This is a genomic window from Arenibacter amylolyticus (genome assembly GCF_002150785.1).
Classification (GTDB): domain Bacteria; phylum Bacteroidota; class Bacteroidia; order Flavobacteriales; family Flavobacteriaceae; genus Arenibacter; species Arenibacter amylolyticus.
This window is the reverse complement of record NZ_MTAZ01000013.1, coordinates 15,869-34,294: the sequence shown is the minus strand read 5'-3', so window position 1 is coordinate 34,294 and position 18,426 is coordinate 15,869. Positions and strand designations below refer to the sequence as shown.

22 protein-coding genes are annotated in these 18,426 nt (G+C 39.5%); 6 read left to right on the top strand and 16 right to left on the bottom strand.

All coding sequences use genetic code 11. The features are described 5' to 3' along the window. Nucleotides 1-43: 43 nt before the first annotated feature. The 3 genes from BV214_RS06555 to BV214_RS06545 all read left to right on the top strand — a co-directional run bounded on the left by BV214_RS06555 (nucleotide 44) and on the right by BV214_RS06545 (nucleotide 1,605). Nucleotides 44-472, top strand: coding sequence for a hypothetical protein (locus BV214_RS06555; RefSeq protein ID WP_086476700.1), 429 nt, complete (start codon nucleotides 44-46; stop codon nucleotides 470-472). 99 nt (nucleotides 473-571) lie between these two features. Then, entirely contained in the window at nucleotides 572-994 is a 423-nt protein-coding gene (locus BV214_RS06550; RefSeq protein ID WP_176328471.1) for an arsenate reductase family protein, read from the top strand. A 128-nt stretch (nucleotides 995-1,122) separates the two neighbouring features. Continuing rightward, nucleotides 1,123-1,605, top strand: a complete 483-nt coding sequence (locus BV214_RS06545) for a Dps family protein (RefSeq protein ID WP_086476699.1) — start codon at nucleotides 1,123-1,125, stop codon at nucleotides 1,603-1,605. Between the two features lie 309 nt (nucleotides 1,606-1,914). Here the strand turns inward: BV214_RS06545 and BV214_RS06540 are convergent, their stop codons facing one another. From BV214_RS06540 to BV214_RS06500, 12 genes are all read right to left on the bottom strand, one after another. Continuing rightward, the gene (locus BV214_RS06540; RefSeq protein ID WP_086476698.1) at nucleotides 1,915-2,946 is read right to left on the bottom strand and encodes a helix-turn-helix domain-containing protein; all 1,032 of its coding nucleotides are present in this window, start codon (nucleotides 2,944-2,946) and stop codon (nucleotides 1,915-1,917) included. Nucleotides 2,947-2,972: 26 nt separating this feature from the next. Beyond that, complete coding sequence (locus BV214_RS17185; RefSeq protein ID WP_223883413.1) at nucleotides 2,973-3,119, bottom strand: lmo0937 family membrane protein; 147 nt, start codon at nucleotides 3,117-3,119, stop codon at nucleotides 2,973-2,975. A gap of 53 nt (nucleotides 3,120-3,172) precedes the next feature. Continuing rightward, entirely contained in the window at nucleotides 3,173-3,319 is a 147-nt protein-coding gene (locus BV214_RS16740) for a hypothetical protein (RefSeq protein ID WP_176328470.1), read from the bottom strand. A gap of 225 nt (nucleotides 3,320-3,544) precedes the next feature. Further along, nucleotides 3,545-6,127 carry a PAS domain-containing protein gene (locus BV214_RS06535; RefSeq protein WP_086476697.1) on the bottom strand — a complete coding sequence of 861 codons (2,583 nt, stop codon included), beginning with the start codon at nucleotides 6,125-6,127 and terminating at the stop codon, nucleotides 3,545-3,547. A gap of 10 nt (nucleotides 6,128-6,137) precedes the next feature. After that, entirely contained in the window at nucleotides 6,138-6,584 is a 447-nt protein-coding gene (locus BV214_RS06530) for a response regulator (protein WP_086476696.1), read from the bottom strand. A gap of 12 nt (nucleotides 6,585-6,596) precedes the next feature. Continuing rightward, the gene (locus tag BV214_RS06525; protein WP_086476695.1) at nucleotides 6,597-7,157 is read right to left on the bottom strand and encodes a helix-turn-helix domain-containing protein; all 561 of its coding nucleotides are present in this window, start codon (nucleotides 7,155-7,157) and stop codon (nucleotides 6,597-6,599) included. 342 nt (nucleotides 7,158-7,499) lie between these two features. After that, the gene (locus BV214_RS06520; RefSeq protein WP_086476694.1) at nucleotides 7,500-7,823 is read right to left on the bottom strand and encodes a hypothetical protein; all 324 of its coding nucleotides are present in this window, start codon (nucleotides 7,821-7,823) and stop codon (nucleotides 7,500-7,502) included. 169 nt (nucleotides 7,824-7,992) lie between these two features. Beyond that, nucleotides 7,993-8,166 (bottom strand): hypothetical protein, encoded by a 174-nt coding sequence (locus tag BV214_RS16735; protein ID WP_176328469.1) that lies wholly within the window; start codon nucleotides 8,164-8,166, stop codon nucleotides 7,993-7,995. A gap of 86 nt (nucleotides 8,167-8,252) precedes the next feature. Next, a complete protein-coding gene (locus BV214_RS06515; protein ID WP_086476701.1) occupies nucleotides 8,253-8,414 on the bottom strand; it encodes a DUF1328 family protein in 162 nt (53 codons plus the stop codon). A 157-nt stretch (nucleotides 8,415-8,571) separates the two neighbouring features. Then, nucleotides 8,572-9,309, bottom strand: a complete 738-nt coding sequence (locus BV214_RS06510) for an SOS response-associated peptidase (RefSeq protein ID WP_176328468.1) — start codon at nucleotides 9,307-9,309, stop codon at nucleotides 8,572-8,574. Between the two features lie 152 nt (nucleotides 9,310-9,461). Next, entirely contained in the window at nucleotides 9,462-9,911 is a 450-nt protein-coding gene (locus BV214_RS06505) for a ferritin-like domain-containing protein (protein WP_086476692.1), read from the bottom strand. A gap of 460 nt (nucleotides 9,912-10,371) precedes the next feature. Continuing rightward, nucleotides 10,372-11,250 (bottom strand): mechanosensitive ion channel family protein, encoded by an 879-nt coding sequence (locus tag BV214_RS06500; RefSeq protein ID WP_086476691.1) that lies wholly within the window; start codon nucleotides 11,248-11,250, stop codon nucleotides 10,372-10,374. Nucleotides 11,251-11,740: 490 nt separating this feature from the next. On the opposite strand from BV214_RS06500, the gene BV214_RS06495 reads away from it, so the two are divergent. Together BV214_RS06495 and BV214_RS06490 are read left to right on the top strand one after the other, a co-directional pair. Next, a complete protein-coding gene (locus BV214_RS06495) occupies nucleotides 11,741-13,039 on the top strand; it encodes a DUF2254 domain-containing protein (RefSeq protein ID WP_086476690.1) in 1,299 nt (432 codons plus the stop codon). 61 nt (nucleotides 13,040-13,100) lie between these two features. Next, a complete protein-coding gene (locus BV214_RS06490) occupies nucleotides 13,101-14,462 on the top strand; it encodes an NAD-dependent succinate-semialdehyde dehydrogenase (RefSeq protein WP_086476689.1) in 1,362 nt (453 codons plus the stop codon). A 174-nt stretch (nucleotides 14,463-14,636) separates the two neighbouring features. Here the strand turns inward: BV214_RS06490 and BV214_RS06485 are convergent, their stop codons facing one another. Next, on the bottom strand, nucleotides 14,637-15,248 hold the full coding sequence (locus tag BV214_RS06485) for a nitroreductase family protein (protein WP_086476688.1): 612 nt from the start codon (nucleotides 15,246-15,248) through the stop codon (nucleotides 14,637-14,639). 33 nt (nucleotides 15,249-15,281) lie between these two features. Between BV214_RS06485 and BV214_RS17060 the strand changes: the two genes are divergently transcribed. Then, a complete protein-coding gene (locus BV214_RS17060) occupies nucleotides 15,282-15,404 on the top strand; it encodes a hypothetical protein (protein ID WP_262483064.1) in 123 nt (40 codons plus the stop codon). Nucleotides 15,405-15,636: 232 nt separating this feature from the next. Here the strand turns inward: BV214_RS17060 and BV214_RS06480 are convergent, their stop codons facing one another. The 3 genes from BV214_RS06480 to BV214_RS06470 all read right to left on the bottom strand — a co-directional run bounded on the left by BV214_RS06480 (nucleotide 15,637) and on the right by BV214_RS06470 (nucleotide 18,210). Beyond that, entirely contained in the window at nucleotides 15,637-16,545 is a 909-nt protein-coding gene (locus tag BV214_RS06480; RefSeq protein ID WP_086476687.1) for a YihY/virulence factor BrkB family protein, read from the bottom strand. Between the two features lie 212 nt (nucleotides 16,546-16,757). Beyond that, nucleotides 16,758-17,777 (bottom strand): TQO small subunit DoxD, encoded by a 1,020-nt coding sequence (locus tag BV214_RS06475; protein ID WP_086476686.1) that lies wholly within the window; start codon nucleotides 17,775-17,777, stop codon nucleotides 16,758-16,760. 55 nt (nucleotides 17,778-17,832) lie between these two features. Continuing rightward, a complete protein-coding gene (locus BV214_RS06470; RefSeq protein WP_086476685.1) occupies nucleotides 17,833-18,210 on the bottom strand; it encodes a hypothetical protein in 378 nt (125 codons plus the stop codon). Between the last annotated feature and the right edge of the window lie 216 nt (nucleotides 18,211-18,426).

Below are 18,426 nucleotides of genomic sequence, written 5' to 3'. Positions count from 1 at the left end.
GTACTTTATGTTGGGTGTTGCAAAAAAGTGACGAAGACAGGAGTTGGATTGGAGTTTTGAGCCGCAGAATGAGAGCGATGCCTTTTTGGTTTCTGGTAGGTTGCTCAATATGAAGGCCAATAGTATTAACCCTTTTCTAAGTCCCAACCTTAGGGCAGAGGCCAAGGGGGCGGTAGAAGAGCTATACTTTACTTTTAGTGGGGATGAAGTTAGTGCTAGCGGGGATATGAAAATGAAGTACCGGGATTTTAAATTTGTGATCTTGCAGAAAGATAGAACGGGGGTAAATAAGTTGCTCACCGCCATAGGCAATATATTTACCAACGACGGTTCTAATGCAGACCCAAAAGGTTACCGGTACGGGACCATCTATGCCCAGCGAGATCCTACCAAATCCTTCTTTAATTATTTATGGCAAAATGTTAAGGAAGGGGTGATAAGTACGCTTACGGGAAATGGTGAAAAAGATTAACAAGGCAACTACTAATTGCGTCAATATTAAAATGGAAAAAGATCCCATGATCCCTAAGGCTAACTTACCTTTTCGGTAAAAATAAAAATGGGGGTACTAATGAAGGACGACCGACAAATAACACTCTACTATCATTCTGGGACTTCCCTGGGAAAACAGACCTATGCGTATGTGACTACTTCCGAGAAAAAGCTCTTGGCAATAGACATTGCAAAGAATAAAGTAACCGGTACACAGTGGGCAGAAATGGCCGATAATTTAGGAATAACAGTGTGTGAGCTTATCGATATGGATCATCCAGATTTTGTTGCACTTTATGGGCGCGATAAACGCGATCTGGATTGGGAGGATTGCTTAAAAATCCTTGATAAAAATCCAATTGTACTCGCATATCCCATTGTAATTAATGGAGGTTCCTATAAAATGATTAAAACCCCTTCAGAATTTGTGAATTATCTAAGTGCGGATAGTTCGGGAATCCAAAGTGGGGAAGGGGCAGCTGGTATTAAGGAGTCCGACTAAAGTATGCTATAGGGGTACTTTTTATCAACTAGGGTTTGGGGCAATATTTTATTTTTCCAGATCAAAGGACTCTTTGTCTTGGATTTACCTTGCCATTATAACTAAAACAAAATTAAAAAGTAATAAAAATGGATTCAGCACAAACATCTATAGGTATCAATAAGGATAATAGAAAATCGGTGGTAGATATGTTGCGAAAACTTCTGGCCGATGAATATTTACTGTATACCAAATTAAGGAATGCACATTGGAATGTGGAAGGAATAGACTTCCATACCAAGCATGTGTTTTTTGAGGAAGAATACAATAAAATAGAGACTATTGTAGATGAGGTGGCCGAAAGGATACGGATGTTGGGCTTTTATTCTCCCGGTACCCTGGGAGAATTTCTAGAACTATCGCATTTAAAGGACGAGCGGCCCGAGAAAACCGATAGTGTTACCCTAATGGCTGCACTCCTTGAAGATCATACCACTATTATAAAATTTATTAGAAAAAGTATAGGGGAAAATGCGGAAGCGCATAATGATGAAGGTACTGCAGATTTTATTACGGGAATTTTACAGGTACACGAACAAATGTCCTGGATGTTACGAGCTTCCTTAAAATAAATTAGGGGAATACCATTATCCTCTTCCTACAATTCCACAGAAAACTATCTGTGGAATTGTTTTTTAACCCTATCCTACTGGAAGTTAGTTAGGAGCATAATGCGAAAAAGGTAATAAACATTGCTGCAATTATAGTGAGGCTTCATCAAAATTGGTTTTCTGTAATCTAGGAATGATGAATGCTAAAAAGCATCAACTTAGTGTTACTATGGAATTTGGAGCAGGGAGGTGCCAACGTCTGTGATATAAGGACAAAAAAACCGATCTTAAAGAGATCGGTTTTTTCAGTTTTTATTACCAAAGTGGTTCCTATGCGGTTACCGCCATGGATTTTTGATGGTCCTGGTAAAATTTGGGGCTACAGTTATAGCGCTCTTTAAATATTTTGGAGAAATAGCTTCTACTGGTAAGTCCTACACTGTAAACTATTTCGGAAATATTTAAGTCGGTAGTTTTTATCATATGCTCCGCAGTTTCCACTCGTACATTCCTAATATAATCTGTAACGGTCCTATTGTGGAGTAGCTTAAACCCTTCCTGAAGCTTTGCGGGCGATAGGCCAGATTTGGAACTTAAGTATTTTAGGTTATACTGAATTTCCGGGTAGTTTCGTATAAATTTAGAAAGCTCCCTTATATCGTCCATTTCGTCTTTGGTTAAAGAACCAAAGTTGTTTTTTGCATTTTTTTGATCTTCCTTGTGTTGTTGTATTTCTTGGGCTAATATTAAATGAATGGTTCCTTGAATCAATAAATGGCGTACCAGCCCTTTTTGAGTGATAGCGGCCAATTGCTGCATCTGCTCTGCAATTTTTAAATTATAGGATCCCGTGTAGGTATAGGTCTCCTTGCCATCTTTAGGCATAAAAGTTTTCAAAAGATTATCCCTTAATTGATCCATGCTTTCATCCTTGGAGTCTTGGTGGTTGCTTGCTACCATAATATTGGCAACTCTTACCTGCTCATCCTTTTCAAAAAAGAGGAGGGATTTCTTAGCGGGAACACTGGAGAAAATTCCTGTCTGAAATTGATTCAACCTATGTTTGTCAGATTCATTTTCAAACCTAAGGGTTATTTTCCCTTTTGCACAATACATAAAGTGTATCGGATTGGTGTCTGGGGCATAGCTGTTAATCAAGGTGTCTTCCTTGAAAGTTACATCGTACTCCAAAAAACATATTCGACTTTTAAAACAGACACCTGTTATTACACCCCGCGCCATGGCGTTGTCCAAAACCAAATTATATTCCTGCGGGCGAACTTTTAAGGTGCCTCCCAAAGTTTGTTGTAACTGATCAAAAATATCTTTTAAATTGCTGGTGGATATGTGTATAGTGTTCATAGTTGTATGTTTAAAGGTTCTTAATCTTACTTATCCCTTACCACTTTTATTATCATCGCTAATACGGCCAGTAGTAAGAAAAAATGTATTAACATGCCTATATGGAGTACAAATAAGCCTATTGCCCAAATGACAAGCATTATAACTGCTATTAGGAATAATATTCTGGACAATTGGAACGCTGTTCTATTTGTACAAGTTTGGTGCCCTCGTCAAAGCAATTATGCTAGTTGGAATTATAATCTGTGGTTTGATTGGTCATGCCCATAATAAAATTATCCGTTATAAAAGTATCTTTCTCTACTCTGGAAGCGAGGGTCCAACGCTTCCCAACTTTTGAATTTAAGGATGGCTTTTCTTTAGATTTCTTCATGGTCCGTATAGTTTTAAAGGGTTAGTATCTATTAACTATTCACAAAGTTCGACAAAAGGGGAGGCGATGGTGTTATAGAATTATAGACTTCTGTTATATAATTATGCTAAAACACCTATTTTTCACCTATAAGCGCATAAAAAAGATGAAATGAGGTAGTTTTTTCGATTTTTATGAAAAGTACTAGGGGGATGTAAATAAACTGTTAGCTGAGCCGATTTTCAGTTAAGCAGGGAGGTAAATACGGAAAATGGCGCCTTTGTTTAAAGTGCCATCCGCTACAATATGACCACGGTGGTTCTCAACAATTTTTTTGCAGATGGCAAGGCCTATTCCCGTCCCGGAATATTCGTTTTTTTGATGAAGTCGTTGAAACAGCCCAAATATTTTCTCTGCGTTTGTAGGGTCAAAACCAATTCCATTGTCCTTTACTGTAATACAGTAATAGTTGGCCGCCTTTTTTTGAAAGTCGTCCTCAATATTTTTGCGCTTTATCTTTTGGCAGCCGATTTCTATCCTCGGCGGTTCCAATACGCTGGTATATTTAATGGAATTGGAGAGGAGGTTGCTAAATAATTGTTCTATTTGAAATGGGATGCCATTTATATCTGGAAGGGGATGGAGAAGAATGTTAATTTTCTTTTCATTGATTGGAGCTTCATAATCTTCTAGGATTTTTTCTACCAATTCATTTAAATCTATTAGGGTACGATCCTTTTTGTTTTTTTTCAGTCTGGAATAAGCCAAGAGATGCTTAATAAGGTTTTGCATACGGTTGGCAGAAGAGCTTATCTTGTGCAAATACTCTAAGTTTCTTTCCGAGTTTTTTTCTAAATTCCCCTCGGTAATCCTGGATATAAAAATTTGTATTTTTCTCAGTGGTTCTTGTAAATCGTGACTTGCCACCCGGTTAAAGGATTCCAATTCCTTATTAGACCTTTTAAGTTCTAGATTTCTTTCTTGTAGTTTTTGAGCATCTTTGAGTTCCTTGGTGATATCCTTTACCACCCCTACAAATTTGTCTTGTACAAAATGTCCGGAATGTTGGAAGTGCTTTATTTTCCCTGTTTTGGTTACAATCCTATAGACAAATACATTGTCGTGCTTTTTGTCCAAGGTATATTGTAGTTTTTCCTCAAACATACGTTGGTCCTTGGGATGCACATAGGGGCGATAATTATCAAATGTGGGTACAAACTCATCTATTTCACATTCCAATAATCGGTAAAAATTGTCAGACATGCTAGCTTCGCCGGTTGCCACATCCCAACGGTAGCTGCCAATTTTGGCCACCGATTCGGCATCCTTAAGGATGGAGTTTTGTATGGTTAACTGTTCGTTGAGTTCCAGAAGTTCCTGTTGGGCTTTAACAATAGCTGTGGTATCGTATGAGGTGACCGTAATCCCAGTATTTAATTTATTGATGGTGGTATGGATCCACTTCCACTTTCCCATGAGGTGGTATTGGGTTTCCAAGGTTTCCACGCTGCCTTCCGTAGCGCATTTTACCATGAGATCAAATAACCCGTTGCTATGGATTAGGGGAAAAACTTCTGAAATGGATTTTCCAATTAACGAATTAGGGGAAATACCGGTAAGGTTTTCAATCTCCTTATTGGAAAATAGATATTTAAAATCGATGATATTTCCAGATTCGTCCTTTACGGATTCTAAATGACTTACCGTGTTACTGGCACTCTCCAAGATATTGTTAAGAAAGGCCTTGGTTTGCCCCAGGTCTTTGTTGCGTTCCTCCAGCCTTTTATTGAGATGCTTTAGGTTTTTGGTGTACACTTTTTCGGTGGTGCTATCCGTGGTAGTGGTAAGCACGCCCTCATCCATTAAAGTGGCGGTTGTTTTAAACCATCGCGTACTACCATTTTGCTTCAGAAAAGACTCAAATTTCCTGGGAGCACCCTCTTTCATTACGTGCACAAGTTCTTGGAAAACCTTATCCCTTAGATAGGCAGGCACTACTTCAGATACTTTGGTGTTGGCTAATTCTTCTGGGTTTTTTCCTAAAACAGACTCTATTTTTTCATTAGTAAAAGCAATTTTAAAATCCGTGATTCGGTCCCCTGTATTATTATAAATAGGCAGTAAATAACCGATGATATTATCCGATCCGGCTAGGATACTTTTTAGGAATTCTTCTGCCCTAGTGGTTTTCTTTCTAAGAATATTTATTTGAATAAAGGAAACCACAAAAATACATAAGGCGAAAAAGCTCAGAAATAGCGTGGTGAGCGGCGTGAGAGTTATTTGCGTAGCATATTGGGCTTTTCGCTTTTCCAATTCGGACTGTTCTGCCCTTTGCAATTGATTTCTCAGTAAATTTAACTGGGTCATGGTAGCGGATACCTTGCCAATCTTTTCCTTCTCTTGCGGATCGTTTACAGGATTCTTTAGAGGGCGCGCTGTTAATTGATTTAATGCTAGAAAGAGGCTGTCTTGCCAAACACTGATGCTTTCAAGAATTTTTTGCTGATTAGGCCTATTCTTGGTCAGTTCTTCCAAGGTTATAATAGCATCCATGGCCTTGTCCCTATATACTCTGTAAGATGATAGGCGGGTGGAATCTTGAAGAAGGTGGTTTTTTAATTCCGCAGCCTGCATCTGGCTGTAAGCGGTGAATAATTGGTTAATATGTATCTCTACCTCAATAATCCGGGAGACCGCTTCCGCAGATTTGTTCAACCTATCTATTTGCTTATAGCTAATACCTCCTATAAAAATTAAAAGCGCGGTAGCTACGATAAGCATTATTACATAAAACTTGGGTGAAGAGACCAATCTTTTTAGCGCCATACCCCTTTAATTAAATCCGCAGTAAAAAATTATCCCTGTTTAGAGCAGAAGTGTGGTATTGCCAATTTAGTTGTAAGACCTTTTCAATGGCATCTTTTAAGGCAGCAAAACTATTGGGTTTGTTGATGTAAATATTAGCTCCCTTTACAAAAGTCTCTTCAATATCCGCTTCCGAGGAGGAAGTGGAGTATATGGCAACCAGTAAATCTTTTAGCTTGTCGTGATTCCTTATCTCACTAAGACATTGCATCCCGTTTTTTATAGGCATGTTTAGATCTAAAAAAACAATTTCGGGCAATATCACGTTGGGAAGTACTAAATAATCCATTAGTTCCTTCCCATCCTTAAATAGTGAAAGCTTTGTTTTGATCTTTATTTCCTCGATGGCTTCCTTAAACAAAATACGATCGTCCTGATCGTCATCGGCGAGGGCAATATTTAGCGTGTTAAGAGGCATAGTTTATTGGATTTATAGCATTATTGCCCGTTCCTTCCTTTTCCGAATTATCTTTTGGAAGGAGGAAGGGGTTAGTCCCGTAGTCTTTTTAAATTGGGCGGATAGATGCGCCACACTGCTATAATTAAGTTTATAGGCGATTTCTGTTAAGGTGTGCTCAGAGTTTATCATTAAACTCTTGGCATAATCTATTTTCTTTAGGATAATAAAATTTTCTATAGAAGAATAGGTTGTTTCCGAAAATAGGGATGATAAGTGGGTATAGGAATAGTCCAGTTTCTCCGAAAGATAGGTGGAGAAATTATAGCGTTTCGGATTTTCTCCATCATACACCCATTCGGTGATAGCGTCTTTAATACGTTGTACTAGCGCAATTTGTTGGTCGTTTACGACCTCTATACCATAAGGATCCAAAGTATCGGCAATCTTTTGCATCTCTACTTGGGTGGGTGCGCTTTTAAACGAGATTTCCCCAACCCCTTGAAGCTCATATTCAACTCCAATGGCATCTAGTTGCTCTCGCAAAACTACTTTGCATATTTTGTTGAAATCGAACTTTACATAGACTCTCATATTGGCCAATAGATAATAGATTAGTTGGATGCATAACAAATATAACACCTATTCTAACAAAGATGATTATTTTTTATTTAATGTAACCTTCTTTTTACCGTAATTATCCGTGCGATGCGAGCTCACAACGCTTTTTTGAGATTGATGGGGATTTAAGTTGCAGTTAAAGTTTATAGCTGAAATTAATAAGCACGCTATTTAGGATGAAATAGGAAGGGAGGAATGTGGAAAAATTTTCCCATCCAATGAAATTATTGATCGTAGGAAGGTGCAATTTTTCCTAGTTGATGGTTGTTGGCATTACAATAGAGCGGTAGGAGGTAGTTAGATTGAGAATGGGAGTTATGCTTGATCGCGATAATTTTCCTTAGGAATTTCCTTGAAAAATAAAGCCATCTCGGTGCTTTTTGAGGGATTGTAATTAACCAAAACAGTTCCTTTGCCTTCATTCTTGGTTTCCACTACGTAGAGGATGGACATGTCCGAGGGATTGGTCATACCTTCAAAGCGGTGTTCGGCAATAATATGTACATCCTTGGGGGCATATTTTTTCTTGGACTCCAAGTCCATCAATTGTCCGTTTGTTAAAGAGTAACTCTGAGTGTATCCCTTCTTTTCATACCGGTCAATTATTTCTTTTTCGTTTTGGGCAAATTCGTTTTTCATAACTTTTATAGGACTTAAGAAAGAGGAACCGTCCTAGTGGCTCCTCTTATAATTAATATTACTAAATGCTAGTTTTATCGTGATTGTAGAGGACTAAAACAAAAACGGACAAATTTCTTATAGAAGGTTGCCCGTTAATGGTATTTTTTTAGACGTTAGTGGATAGAAATTAATCTATTTCATCTTCAATTTCATCCACACCTTCTTCTATGCCATCTCCAACCTCTTCTATGCCTTCTTCAATTTTTTCTCCGGGTTTCTTTTCTTCTCTGCATCCGGTAAAAGTAGCTAGGGACGAAGCGAAAAATAGTGCAAACAGAAAGTAAATGATTGATTTTCTCATCGTATTAAAATTAAGATTAATTAAATTATATTTTTACAAATGGTCCAATTCCAATTTCTAGGTCAACCTAAAAGTTTAAAATGTGATTAAACTTTTCTTCTTCCCGTGAATAATGAAATCACAAAGAGGATAAGAAAAATAAAGAATAAGACTTTCGCGATGCTGGCCGCTCCTGCGGCTATTCCGCCAAATCCAAAAATTGCGGCAATTATTGCCAGTATAACAAAGGTGACTGTCCAACGTAACATAGTATGATGTGTTTTTAGGTTTATAACTACGAGCACGATTCTCACGCCCTTTCCTTACAAATTTCATTGTTATTTAACATTTCTATTGATCCCATCGCTTTAATAATTAACTCAGATAGAGGGAGGTAGCCTGTTTTTTAATGAATGGAGGGAGGGCCTAGGGAAGAATTAATTCCTTGTTTTTCGTAAGAATAATAGTTGTAGGAGCAGCTTTATAGTAGACTGGGGCAAGCATGGATGTGTACGATATTTGGTTTTTAAACAGCTCTCTGGATATAGGGTGTCCCACAAGATTAAAGTCTGGCGTAGCTTCTAATAAGGAGGCTAAGATATTATCCTTTAGGTGGGGGTCTAACCACCTTTGGTGCTGGTCCCTAGGGAGCATCAAAGGGACCGTGCCATTTAGGTTGTGTACTTGCTTCAACTCTTCCCGTGCGGTAGTTGTAAGTACCGTACAGGTTAAAAAACCATCTAGGGTTCTATTATAAATGCCAGTGAGACAAAAGGGGAGGTTCGATTTTTTATGAAAAAAATAGGGATATAATTCCCCATCAATAAGATAGGAGGTGTAAAATCCGGTAACAGGGATTAGGCATCTTCTTTGAATTAAAGCCTCGGTACACCAAGAGAGGTTATCTAAGGAGGGGACGGCAATATTGAGGGAATTAAATGTTTCCTGAAACACACTCCACTCATCCTCATAATTTTCCGGTAGCATGCCCCACATTGCCGGAACCATATAATTCCTTTCTTCCATCGCAATAATGGGAATGGTTACTTCCTCTATCCCGTTTATCATTAATTGTTTTTGATAGAGGTGGGGGTATTTAAATAGCGTGTGGAAGGTTTCGTTTAATGTAGTGCTGCTGGCTGTATTGGATATCTTGTAATACATAGTTCTTTTGGGTGAGGGATAGCACTTGTGGTTTTGCTTAATTACCATAGAAAAGGTGTTTAATAACCCTATTCCATGCTCTTTTAATAATTCACTAACAGGGGGCAAGCACCCTGTTAGTGAATTAGGAATGCTGAATTGGTTTAGCTACTCTATCGCAGGTCTTCCAAGCGCTTAATCCTATTTAAATCTGCTTTTATTTGGTGCATTTGATCTGTTAGAATTTTGGAGGTGCTAGAAGGAAGACTCGTATCTGAAAGTACGTCCTCATATTCCTCTACCGCTGCTTTTTCACCTCTAATGGCTTCTTCCAACATGGCTTCGGGACTGTCTGCAGAAAAGAATGCTTTTATATCCATCCATGTTCTATGTGCTGCTCCAGTAATACTTCCTCCTTTTTCAGCTTGCTGTCCAAAGCCGTGGATTTCAGTCTTTAGGGTGTTGCCAAAATTCTTTCTTTCCTTGCTCTTTCTTTCAAAAAAAGCTTTTAAGAGGGCGTGGTCTGTATTTTCGGCTGCCTTGCTATACCCTTTTTCCGCATCATAGGTTTTCTCCAATAGGTCGTTTAATTTTTCTCCTACTTTCTCTGTGTATGTACTCATAATCTTCGATTTTAATTAGTATTGAATAACTTGGATGCCCCTTCTTTTCCTTGCATCCATACCCTAAAGTTAAGTTCTTCACCAAGAGTAGTTTAACGCTATAGGATTAATTTTTGACCCATTGCCATGTTTAAAAAATAATAGGTATAACGCCTGCATTTCTGTACTGTTGCTTTATATTTAAAGGTAGTTGCAATCTATAAGTAAGTGTGGTGCTAGAGCATTGAATATGCATTGAAAGACCGGAAAAGATACTTCCAAAGGTATTGGGGTAGGTAGAGGATAATGGTAAAAGGAAACTTTATCTTTTTAACCTTAGACCTATAAAGTATTTGCTTTAGCTCCCCGACTGTTAGCCGGGGATTAAGCTATTTAAGTAGTGTCTTAGGCTGATAACCCAGCTGGCATTTTATTGTACATGGCAATAAAGGAATTAGCTGGGGTAAATAATTGTGGAAGCCTAGGAATCCTGTTTTGGCATTCTAAAGTCCTTAGGGAAATCCAAGGTTCTAATGGGGAATGGGATTTCGATACCGTTTTGGTCAAAAGCCTTTTTAATGGCGATCATGGCCTCTGTCTTTGCCTTTTTAGTTTGTAGGGCAGAGGTAGAGTCGATCCAAAACCTGGTTTCGAAGTTTATGGAACTATCCCCAAATTCCGTGTAGAGAAAGATAACATCTTCCGGTTCAACGGATTTAAAATGCTCCCCAAGGGTTTTTTTAACCAGGCTGCGAACAAATTCCAAATCCGAAGAATAACCTACCCCGCAGCTAAGGATTACCTTGGATCGCGGGTTGGTGGTATAGTTCTTTATAGGGTTTTCAAGGACCATTTTATTGGGGATAAATACAACGTTGTTGTCCGACTGTCTTAGGGTTACTGCTCGTAAATCTATGTTGGTAACCTCTCCCGCATAGTCATTGGTTTCTATCCAATCCCCAAATTTTATTTGCTCAATATAGGATAGTACTATCCCAGAATACGTATTGGCCAAAGCCCCTTGTAAGGCAAGACCAACAGCCAAACCTGCAACCCCTGCACCTGCTAAGATGGTGTTAAGGGTTTTGCTGAGGTCTAAGATGCCCAATATTAAGAAGAGCCCGCCTAAAATCACTAAAACGGAAACTATTTTAGCGATGACAGCCTTCATGGATTTTTGCATACTGCTTCTTTCTAGCAGTTTAAGGATGAGTTTTGAAATGTATTTGGAAAGGAATATAGCAATGACAAAAACAACAATAGCTATAATAAAGTTAGGTAGATTAATGATGAGGCTATCTACCCAAGACTCCAGTCTGTTCAACATTTCACTCCAAGCTTCTCCCAATTTAAGTTTCATAAAGTATTAGTATTTGATGTACAATATAGGTTTCGGTAATAGGTGTTTTATAAGTTCTCTAAGGTTTGGAAGGAATAAGATAATTATTGTAAAGCATTTTTTAATAGAAATGGCTCCGAAATTTTTGGATAACGGAACCATTTTCAAACAACCAACCAAAATATTATTCAATTTTTTATGTTAATCCGCAATGAAAATAGGTGCGGTGAATTACTCCTAGTAGCTTAACTTTTTGGTTTAAAGAGACTCGCAAAATCAATACGACCTTAATTGTTGCAAATCTAATTTTCCTAATTCAATATTAAAGGTAAAATCGGTTTTATAAGTGCTTTATTCCACTATATATTACCTCTTATGAGTAAGGCGGTAACCGCTATTAGGGAGAGAGACCTATAGGTGAAACCTATTGTTAGTGTTAGCATTTTGCTGAAACGGGCCACGAAACCCTATTATATTCCCTATCTTTAAGAGATCTAATTCAGCCAATACTATGTTCCGGTCTATTATAAAATTTACCAAGGAAGTCTATGGGAGGGTGGTGCAGAGTATCGCATTTTACCCGGTGATTATCAGTTTGGGATTTCTAGTGTTTGCCATAGCTGTCTTAGAAGTGGAAAACTTGGAGCTGGCCCATTCCATAAAGGAAAAAATCCCCTATCTTTTTATTTCAGACTACGAGACTGCCCGTGCTATTTTAACTACCTTGGTAGGAGGGGTGCTTTCCCTTACTGTGTTTAGCTTTACTATGGTGATGGTAGTGCTCAGTCAGGCTTCCTCCAATTTTTCCCCACGACTTTTGCCTAGCTTGGTTTCCAATAAAAAGCATCAGTTTATTTTAGGGATCTATATTGGGACCTTATTGTATTGTATAATTCTCTTAATTGTTTTGGGGGCACAAGGGATCGATTCCGCTTCCATGGGGTTTTCCACTATGTTGGCCGCTATTTGGGGTGTTACCTGTGTTGCATTATTTGTGTACTTTATTCATAGTATATCTACTTCCATCCAAATTCAGAATATTATTGAGAATATTTATAATTCTAGCAATAGGCAAATCGATAAGGAGATAGCACGTGCCAAAGATGCTCAGGTGGCCTTGCAAATGGTCCAAACAGATGATTTTACAACCATACCCGCCCCTAAGACAGGATATTTTAGGGGGTTTGACTCTTCCCTATTACCTGCATCTTTTGTATCCCAGGGAAACCAAATAGAGGTTATCCCTTATTTGGGTGCCCATATCTGGGAAGGGACGCCCATGTTAAGGATTAAGGAAAAGGTAGAGGGTAAAGAGTTGGATGACCTGCTGTTTTGTTGCCTGCTGTCTATGAACAGGGACGACCATAACGATGGTGTTGGGGGGATGGTAAAATTAATGGAGATAGCGGTGAAGGCTATGTCTCCGGGTATAAACGATCCCGGAACTGCCATAGATGCTATAACAAAACTTACCCCTTTATTACATCGGACTTTACGCCTGCCTAAGATCACCTCCGTAACTTTGGAGGAGGGGAAAATAGTCCTAATAAAAAATAATATTACAGCCTCGGAATTGATGCAGGTATTAATACAACCTATACGGTTGTATGCCAAAAAAGATAATTCTGTAGTTTCTACCCTTATTGGGGCATTGGGACTTTTAGAGCGCGATACACAAATATCCCAAGAAAACCGGGAAGGGATAAGAATGGAGATCCAAGCTTTAAAAAAGGATGTGCAAGATTCTATTGACAATGCCTTGGATCGGGAGCGAATTTTAAAGATTTTCCAAGACATGGACGCTACCTAGGGCCTACATTAGATAAATGTTCATATTAAAACCATGTTAAAGCAAATTTAAATTTAAAATTATGGCGAATATAGATTCAGTTAATCCTTATAACAATCAAGTTTTGGAGAAATACAAGCAGTTCTCTGACTCCGACATTGAGGCGGTATTAAAAAAGTCTAGTGCTGCCTTCCAAAAATGGAAAAAGGAGAGTTTGGAAAACAGGGTAGCGCTTCTTCATAAATTGGGAGATCTGTTATTAGAGAATAAGGATCGTTATAGTGAATTGATGGCCAAAGAGATGGGGAAACCGGTAAGTCAGGCCAAAGCAGAGGTTGAAAAATGTGCATGGGTATGCGAGTTCTATGCAGAAAATGCGGAAGACTTTCTATCGGATGATCTGATAGAGACCGAAGCGGGGGAAAGTTTTATTAGTTACGATCCCATTGGGAGTGTATTAGCTATAATGCCTTGGAATTTTCCCTTTTGGCAGGTATTGCGTTGTGCGGTCCCAACCCTTACCGCTGGGAACACCTTAATATTAAAGCATGCCAGTAATGTTCCCGGATGTGCTATGGCCATAGAAGGATTGTTCCAAGATGCAGGCTATCCAGCGGGCTGCTTTCAAGTAGTTTTGGCAAACCACAAACAGTTAGAGATGGTGTTGGAGAGCGATATTGTACAAGGGGTAAGTCTTACAGGAAGCGAAAAAGCAGGTAGATCTATCGCTGGAATCGCAGGAAAGAACCTAAAACAATCCGTCATGGAACTTGGCGGCAACAATGCCTGTGTGGTGTGGGAGGATGCCAATCTGGATAAATATTTGGAAACTATGGTCAATGCCCGCATGCAAAACAACGGGCAGAGCTGTATTGCGGCCAAGCGATTTATTGTAGTGGAAGAAATATACGAGGAGTTTTTATCCAGATTCATGGATAAAATCAAATCCTTAAAATCGGGCGACCCCATGGATAAGAAGACGGATATTGGCGTTCTGGCCAGGGAAGATTTGGCAGAGGAGCTCGCAGGGCAAGTATCAAAGTCCATAGAAATGGGAGCAGAAATCGCCTTGGGAAATACCAGGGACGGAGCCTATTACGAGCCAACCGTTCTTACTGGAGTGAGACCTGGAATGCCCGCCTTTGACGAGGAGCTTTTTGGTCCTGTGGCAGCAGTTATCAAAGCCAAGGATAGGGCAGATTCCATCGCGCTGGCTACTAATTCCAGATTTGGATTGGGGACTATGTTGTTTACCCAAGATTTAGATGACGCCCGTAAACTTATTGGAGACATTCCAGATGGGGCCTTTTTTATTAATGAACTTGTAAAATCAGACCCAAGACTTCCTTTTGGAGGGACTAAAGCTTCTGGTTACGGCCGAGAATTGTCCTTGGAAGGTATATTGGAGTTTGTCAATAAAAAGACCGTGTATATTGGGAAGTAGGTTTACTTTATGATGCTGTCTCTAGTATAAGGAACGAGTCTGTCTATAGCCATATCCTTATATTCCAACCCTACCTTACCAGCTCCTTGAATTTAAGGGGGTGTGGTATGTAGGGTTGTTTTATAGTTGATATGGTAGCGGCTTTATCTGCTCTTCACCGTTTCCAATAACTGCCTATTTGGTGCTGCCCCAGCTTCCTTCAAAAGCGAATTCGGTTTGGGGGATGCGCTTTCTAGTAGCTACTTCCTTATCGCGTAAGTCGGTAGGCAAATCGTCCAAATCGCCCCCATAATGTCCTATGGCAACTGCGGTGGTCACGTGAAATCCCTCTGGGATATCGAACTTTTTATGGGCCTTTTTCCAATCCACTCCGGCCATATGGTGTACACCAATCCCCATGTATTGGGCTTGTACTGTCATTCCGCCCAAGCAAAGCCCTAAATCGTGCAGGGCATGGAAATTTTCTTTCCCTTGGTCTGTTCTTTCCTTATAGGCGGTCAACATCAATAAGGGGGCATTGGAAGCCCATTGCTTATTAAAATCGCTTAAGCAATCCAGAATGTCGTTATAGGTGTCCGTATTTTTTTCGGCGTATAAAAAACGCCATGGCTGTAAGTTATTAGAACTCGCAGACCATCGTGCGGCTTCGAAAAGTTGCTGTAATTGGTTTTTGGATATTTTTTTATCCTTAAAAATTCTTGGGCTATAACGCTGTTTAAGTAAAGCAAATATCTCATGTTCTACATCTGCTATCTTCTCTAATTGTATCTTCTCGGTGGTAGTCATGTTTTTTATGATTTAAATAAAATTAAAGGCTATTTGATTTACGGAAAACCCATAGGTCAAACTTTTGAAGACCTTTTGGTTCCCATGATGAAAAATATGTTGGGTAGTTACCTAGTGGGGAGCATTGGGAATGCTAGTTTTGAGTATGGTTATTAAGGTGCTTTATTCTTTATAGTTGTTCCCACTGGTGCATTGTAATCTACCAACCTTATGGTATCGCAATAGTATAAACTATTAAAGTGTTGGGTTGTCTTAAATCAGCAATATATTAATGCATTTGCTATGGCTTTCCTGTCTTTAGTAGGGTGTCAGTACCAATAAAAAAATAAGGCTCTATATAATCCCGTCTTTAAGGGGCAGCTATCATGCTGCTAGCCAGGTTCGCCATTTAAGAGGTGGACTTTATTTTTTTTGCGACACTGCTGGGAGTGATGCCTTGCCCGTAACGTCTGGCGTATATATAGGTGAACTGCGCCCCAAAGAAGAGGATGAGGCAAGAATAGGATACCCATAAGAGTATAAGCACTACGGTACCGGCCGCACCATAGGTAGATCCTGGTGCTGCTTCGGCAAAATAGAGGCCTAATAAGGTTTTGCCCACCACGAAAAGAACGGAGGTAAGAATGGCACCCTTCCAAACCGTTTTCCATTTAATTTTTACGTCCGGTAGGTATTTAAACATCAGCGCAAACAATACGGAAATGATACCTACAGAGATGAGGATGTCCATCAGATAGGCTATATATAGGACCAGATCTGGGAATAGTTTTTTTATATAGCTGTTAAGGGCACTAATGGCCGCAGTAAGAATAAAGCTGGTCAACAATAGAAAGCCAATAACTAAAATAAAGGCAAAGCTTCGGGCACGGTCGGTAATTAGTTTCCATACTCTGGCATTGGGGTCTGGACGTACTTGCCAAATCTGGTTGAGGGATATTTTTAATTGATAGAAAACTCCTGTGGCACCAAAAAGCAAGGTTCCTATCCCTATGATGGTGGAAATAAGATTTTTCTTCTCGTGCTGAGTTTCGGAAATGATACCTTCAATAGCGGTTGCCGCCTCCCTACCCAGGGCAGAAGAAAACTCATCTGTTAGCCGACCTTGAACAATATCCACCCCCCAAATAGATCCAACAATATTGATAATGATTACCAAGAGTGCGGGGAGGGATAATACGGCATAATAGGCTACCACTGCACTTAAGCGCCACGGGTCATTGGCCATCCATGCCTTGTACGTATCTACTATAAGGGATGGGATGTCTTTTAGTTTAAATTTGCTGCGGTCTTCTGTCATATGAAGGGTATAAATATCATCGGGCTAGCATATTTTTTGAAATAGCACGGACAAAATAATAGAAGGCAACCATTTATCTTGTCCTCATTGCATTTTATATTGATTCTATAAAAGGTGCGACTAGCTGTCTAGGGGGCTTATTCTTTAAAAACAAAAATGGCTTCTGGGAAATCCCGGAAGCCATTTTGTAGCTACATTTAATCAGTTTATCGTTAATAAACCATTTCAAGATCCCATTCCAGGCCACTAATATCTATTAGCCTTAAGGTGTAGGATTCCCCTTTATTTAGGGGGGGGTCTCCTAAGTCCATAGAGAGGTCGGCCTTTGCGCCCAGAGGGATGACAAGGCTGTGCTTACCTGGTTTTATCTTGGCCACATAGTGATTTCGGATATTCTCTGTAGGGAAAAGGGCTAAATCGGACCCGTTCTTATGCAAGAGAATATTGCCATTTTGGTCTAGCAGTTGTATGCCAATCAGGAACGATCCGTACACATCGGCTCCTTCTACCCGGAATACCTCAAATTGCAAGGAATCCTTAGAAAGGTGGGAATTACTGATTTCCAACTTTGGCCTCACCGATTTGTTGTGAAGCGTCCCAAAAATGCCCCCGTGGAAGTATTGATTGGTAAATAGGGTCAAAGCAAATATGGCCAATGCCCCGGTTAATACAATAGGCTTAATATTAGTAATGGGAAAGTTGCCAGATCCCAACCAGGCAAACCATTTAGGTCGGGTAAACCTTGCTTTCCTGTTTATAAAATACTGGTCTAGAGAGTAAGCTCCACTCCCACTAAGGAATAGGGTAAATCCGGTGGCAATACCGAGCACTCCAATCTGCCATTCGTCCAAACAGGTGGTGCCAATCCAACCAGCACCTAATAAGATTCCCATTGCCAGTTTAAAGACGCCAATACTCATTAACCTAGTAAAAAGGCCCAGCATAATAAATAAGCCTACAATTCCTTCAATAATGGTAAAGGTCACCATGGCCCACCAAAGGGTATCTGGATTTGTCACCAAGTATTCTATTAGGGGGCCAATGCCTAGTGCATTAGGCAAAAAGTGGTTGAATTTCTCCCCTATATAACCTGCTTCTTCGGGGTTTAGTTTGTTATCTATTACCAATCTGCGCCAAAACGCGGAAAAGTAAGTCCAGCCCACAACTAAGCGAATAGCCAATGTAAAGAGACCAGCCATACTTTGTGACTGATCATTTTTATTCTGATTCATGAAAAAGATATTATTTAAACGATTGTATTAAAAATTTGAATAGCGAAAGAAGTGTTTAGGCTATGTCAGATCTCAATCGTTTATATAATATGTAGAGGGGTGGGCTGTTGCCCGTAGTTCTTTTAGCATATTGTTTTAGGGCTACTTTTTTACAGCCTGCTAAAATAATAGGGGAAGTGATTGCGGTTTTTGGAATTAGAATATCCGCTGCTGGGGTATTGCTTTCCAAAAGGGTAGGCGCACTTAGGATACTCAGCTCGCAAACCGTATTGCTAGCTTGTACTGTTCTGGTCTTGTTAAGGGGTCGCTCAAAAGCAACATCCAAGTAACCAAAAATGGTTTCTTTTATAGAACAGGGGGTTAAGGCCACATAAACGGCCAATAGGAAAATAACCCGTTGTAGATTTTTAATATGCAAACCTGTCCCTTTCATTTAAGTCACCTGCAAAAATACACAAACAATTGGAAGGGCCTTATTTTTGGGCGTGTAAGGCTGCGTTTTGCACGCTAAAGCTTTGTTAAAAGACAGGGGTGCTCCTTAAAGTTAGAGGGCGATTCCAATAGTGGTGTCGTGGGAAGGATGGATATGGGATTATTTTTATACTTTTAAGAGACCTAGAGTGTTTTCCATAGGCGTATGGAACCTTAT

Bases quoted from the DNA above. Each gene is read 5' to 3' on its own strand.
- BV214_RS06500 (WP_086476691.1), bottom strand. From the start codon at position 11,250: ATGAAACTTAAATTGGGAGAAGCTTGGAGTGAAATGTTGAACAGACTG.
- BV214_RS06470 (WP_086476685.1), bottom strand. From the start codon at position 18,210: ATGAAAGGGACAGGTTTGCATATTAAAAATCTACAACGGGTTATTTTC.
- BV214_RS06545 (WP_086476699.1), top strand. From the start codon at position 1,123: ATGGATTCAGCACAAACATCTATAGGTATCAATAAGGATAATAGAAAA.
- BV214_RS06475 (WP_086476686.1), bottom strand. From the start codon at position 17,777: ATGAATCAGAATAAAAATGATCAGTCACAAAGTATGGCTGGTCTCTTT.
- BV214_RS06550 (WP_176328471.1), top strand. From the start codon at position 572: ATGAAGGACGACCGACAAATAACACTCTACTATCATTCTGGGACTTCC.
- BV214_RS06515 (WP_086476701.1), bottom strand. From the start codon at position 8,414: ATGTTACGTTGGACAGTCACCTTTGTTATACTGGCAATAATTGCCGCA.
- BV214_RS06535 (WP_086476697.1), bottom strand. From the start codon at position 6,127: ATGGCGCTAAAAAGATTGGTCTCTTCACCCAAGTTTTATGTAATAATG.
- BV214_RS06540 (WP_086476698.1), bottom strand. From the start codon at position 2,946: ATGAACACTATACACATATCCACCAGCAATTTAAAAGATATTTTTGAT.
- BV214_RS06510 (WP_176328468.1), bottom strand. From the start codon at position 9,309: ATGTATTACAAGATATCCAATACAGCCAGCAGCACTACATTAAACGAA.
- BV214_RS06490 (WP_086476689.1), top strand. From the start codon at position 13,101: ATGGCGAATATAGATTCAGTTAATCCTTATAACAATCAAGTTTTGGAG.
- BV214_RS06485 (WP_086476688.1), bottom strand. From the start codon at position 15,248: ATGACTACCACCGAGAAGATACAATTAGAGAAGATAGCAGATGTAGAA.
- BV214_RS16735 (WP_176328469.1), bottom strand. From the start codon at position 8,166: ATGAGAAAATCAATCATTTACTTTCTGTTTGCACTATTTTTCGCTTCG.
- BV214_RS16740 (WP_176328470.1), bottom strand. From the start codon at position 3,319: ATGAAGAAATCTAAAGAAAAGCCATCCTTAAATTCAAAAGTTGGGAAG.
- BV214_RS06495 (WP_086476690.1), top strand. From the start codon at position 11,741: ATGTTCCGGTCTATTATAAAATTTACCAAGGAAGTCTATGGGAGGGTG.
- BV214_RS06530 (WP_086476696.1), bottom strand. From the start codon at position 6,584: ATGCCTCTTAACACGCTAAATATTGCCCTCGCCGATGACGATCAGGAC.
- BV214_RS06525 (WP_086476695.1), bottom strand. From the start codon at position 7,157: ATGAGAGTCTATGTAAAGTTCGATTTCAACAAAATATGCAAAGTAGTT.
- BV214_RS06520 (WP_086476694.1), bottom strand. From the start codon at position 7,823: ATGAAAAACGAATTTGCCCAAAACGAAAAAGAAATAATTGACCGGTAT.
- BV214_RS06505 (WP_086476692.1), bottom strand. From the start codon at position 9,911: ATGAGTACATACACAGAGAAAGTAGGAGAAAAATTAAACGACCTATTG.
- BV214_RS06480 (WP_086476687.1), bottom strand. From the start codon at position 16,545: ATGACAGAAGACCGCAGCAAATTTAAACTAAAAGACATCCCATCCCTT.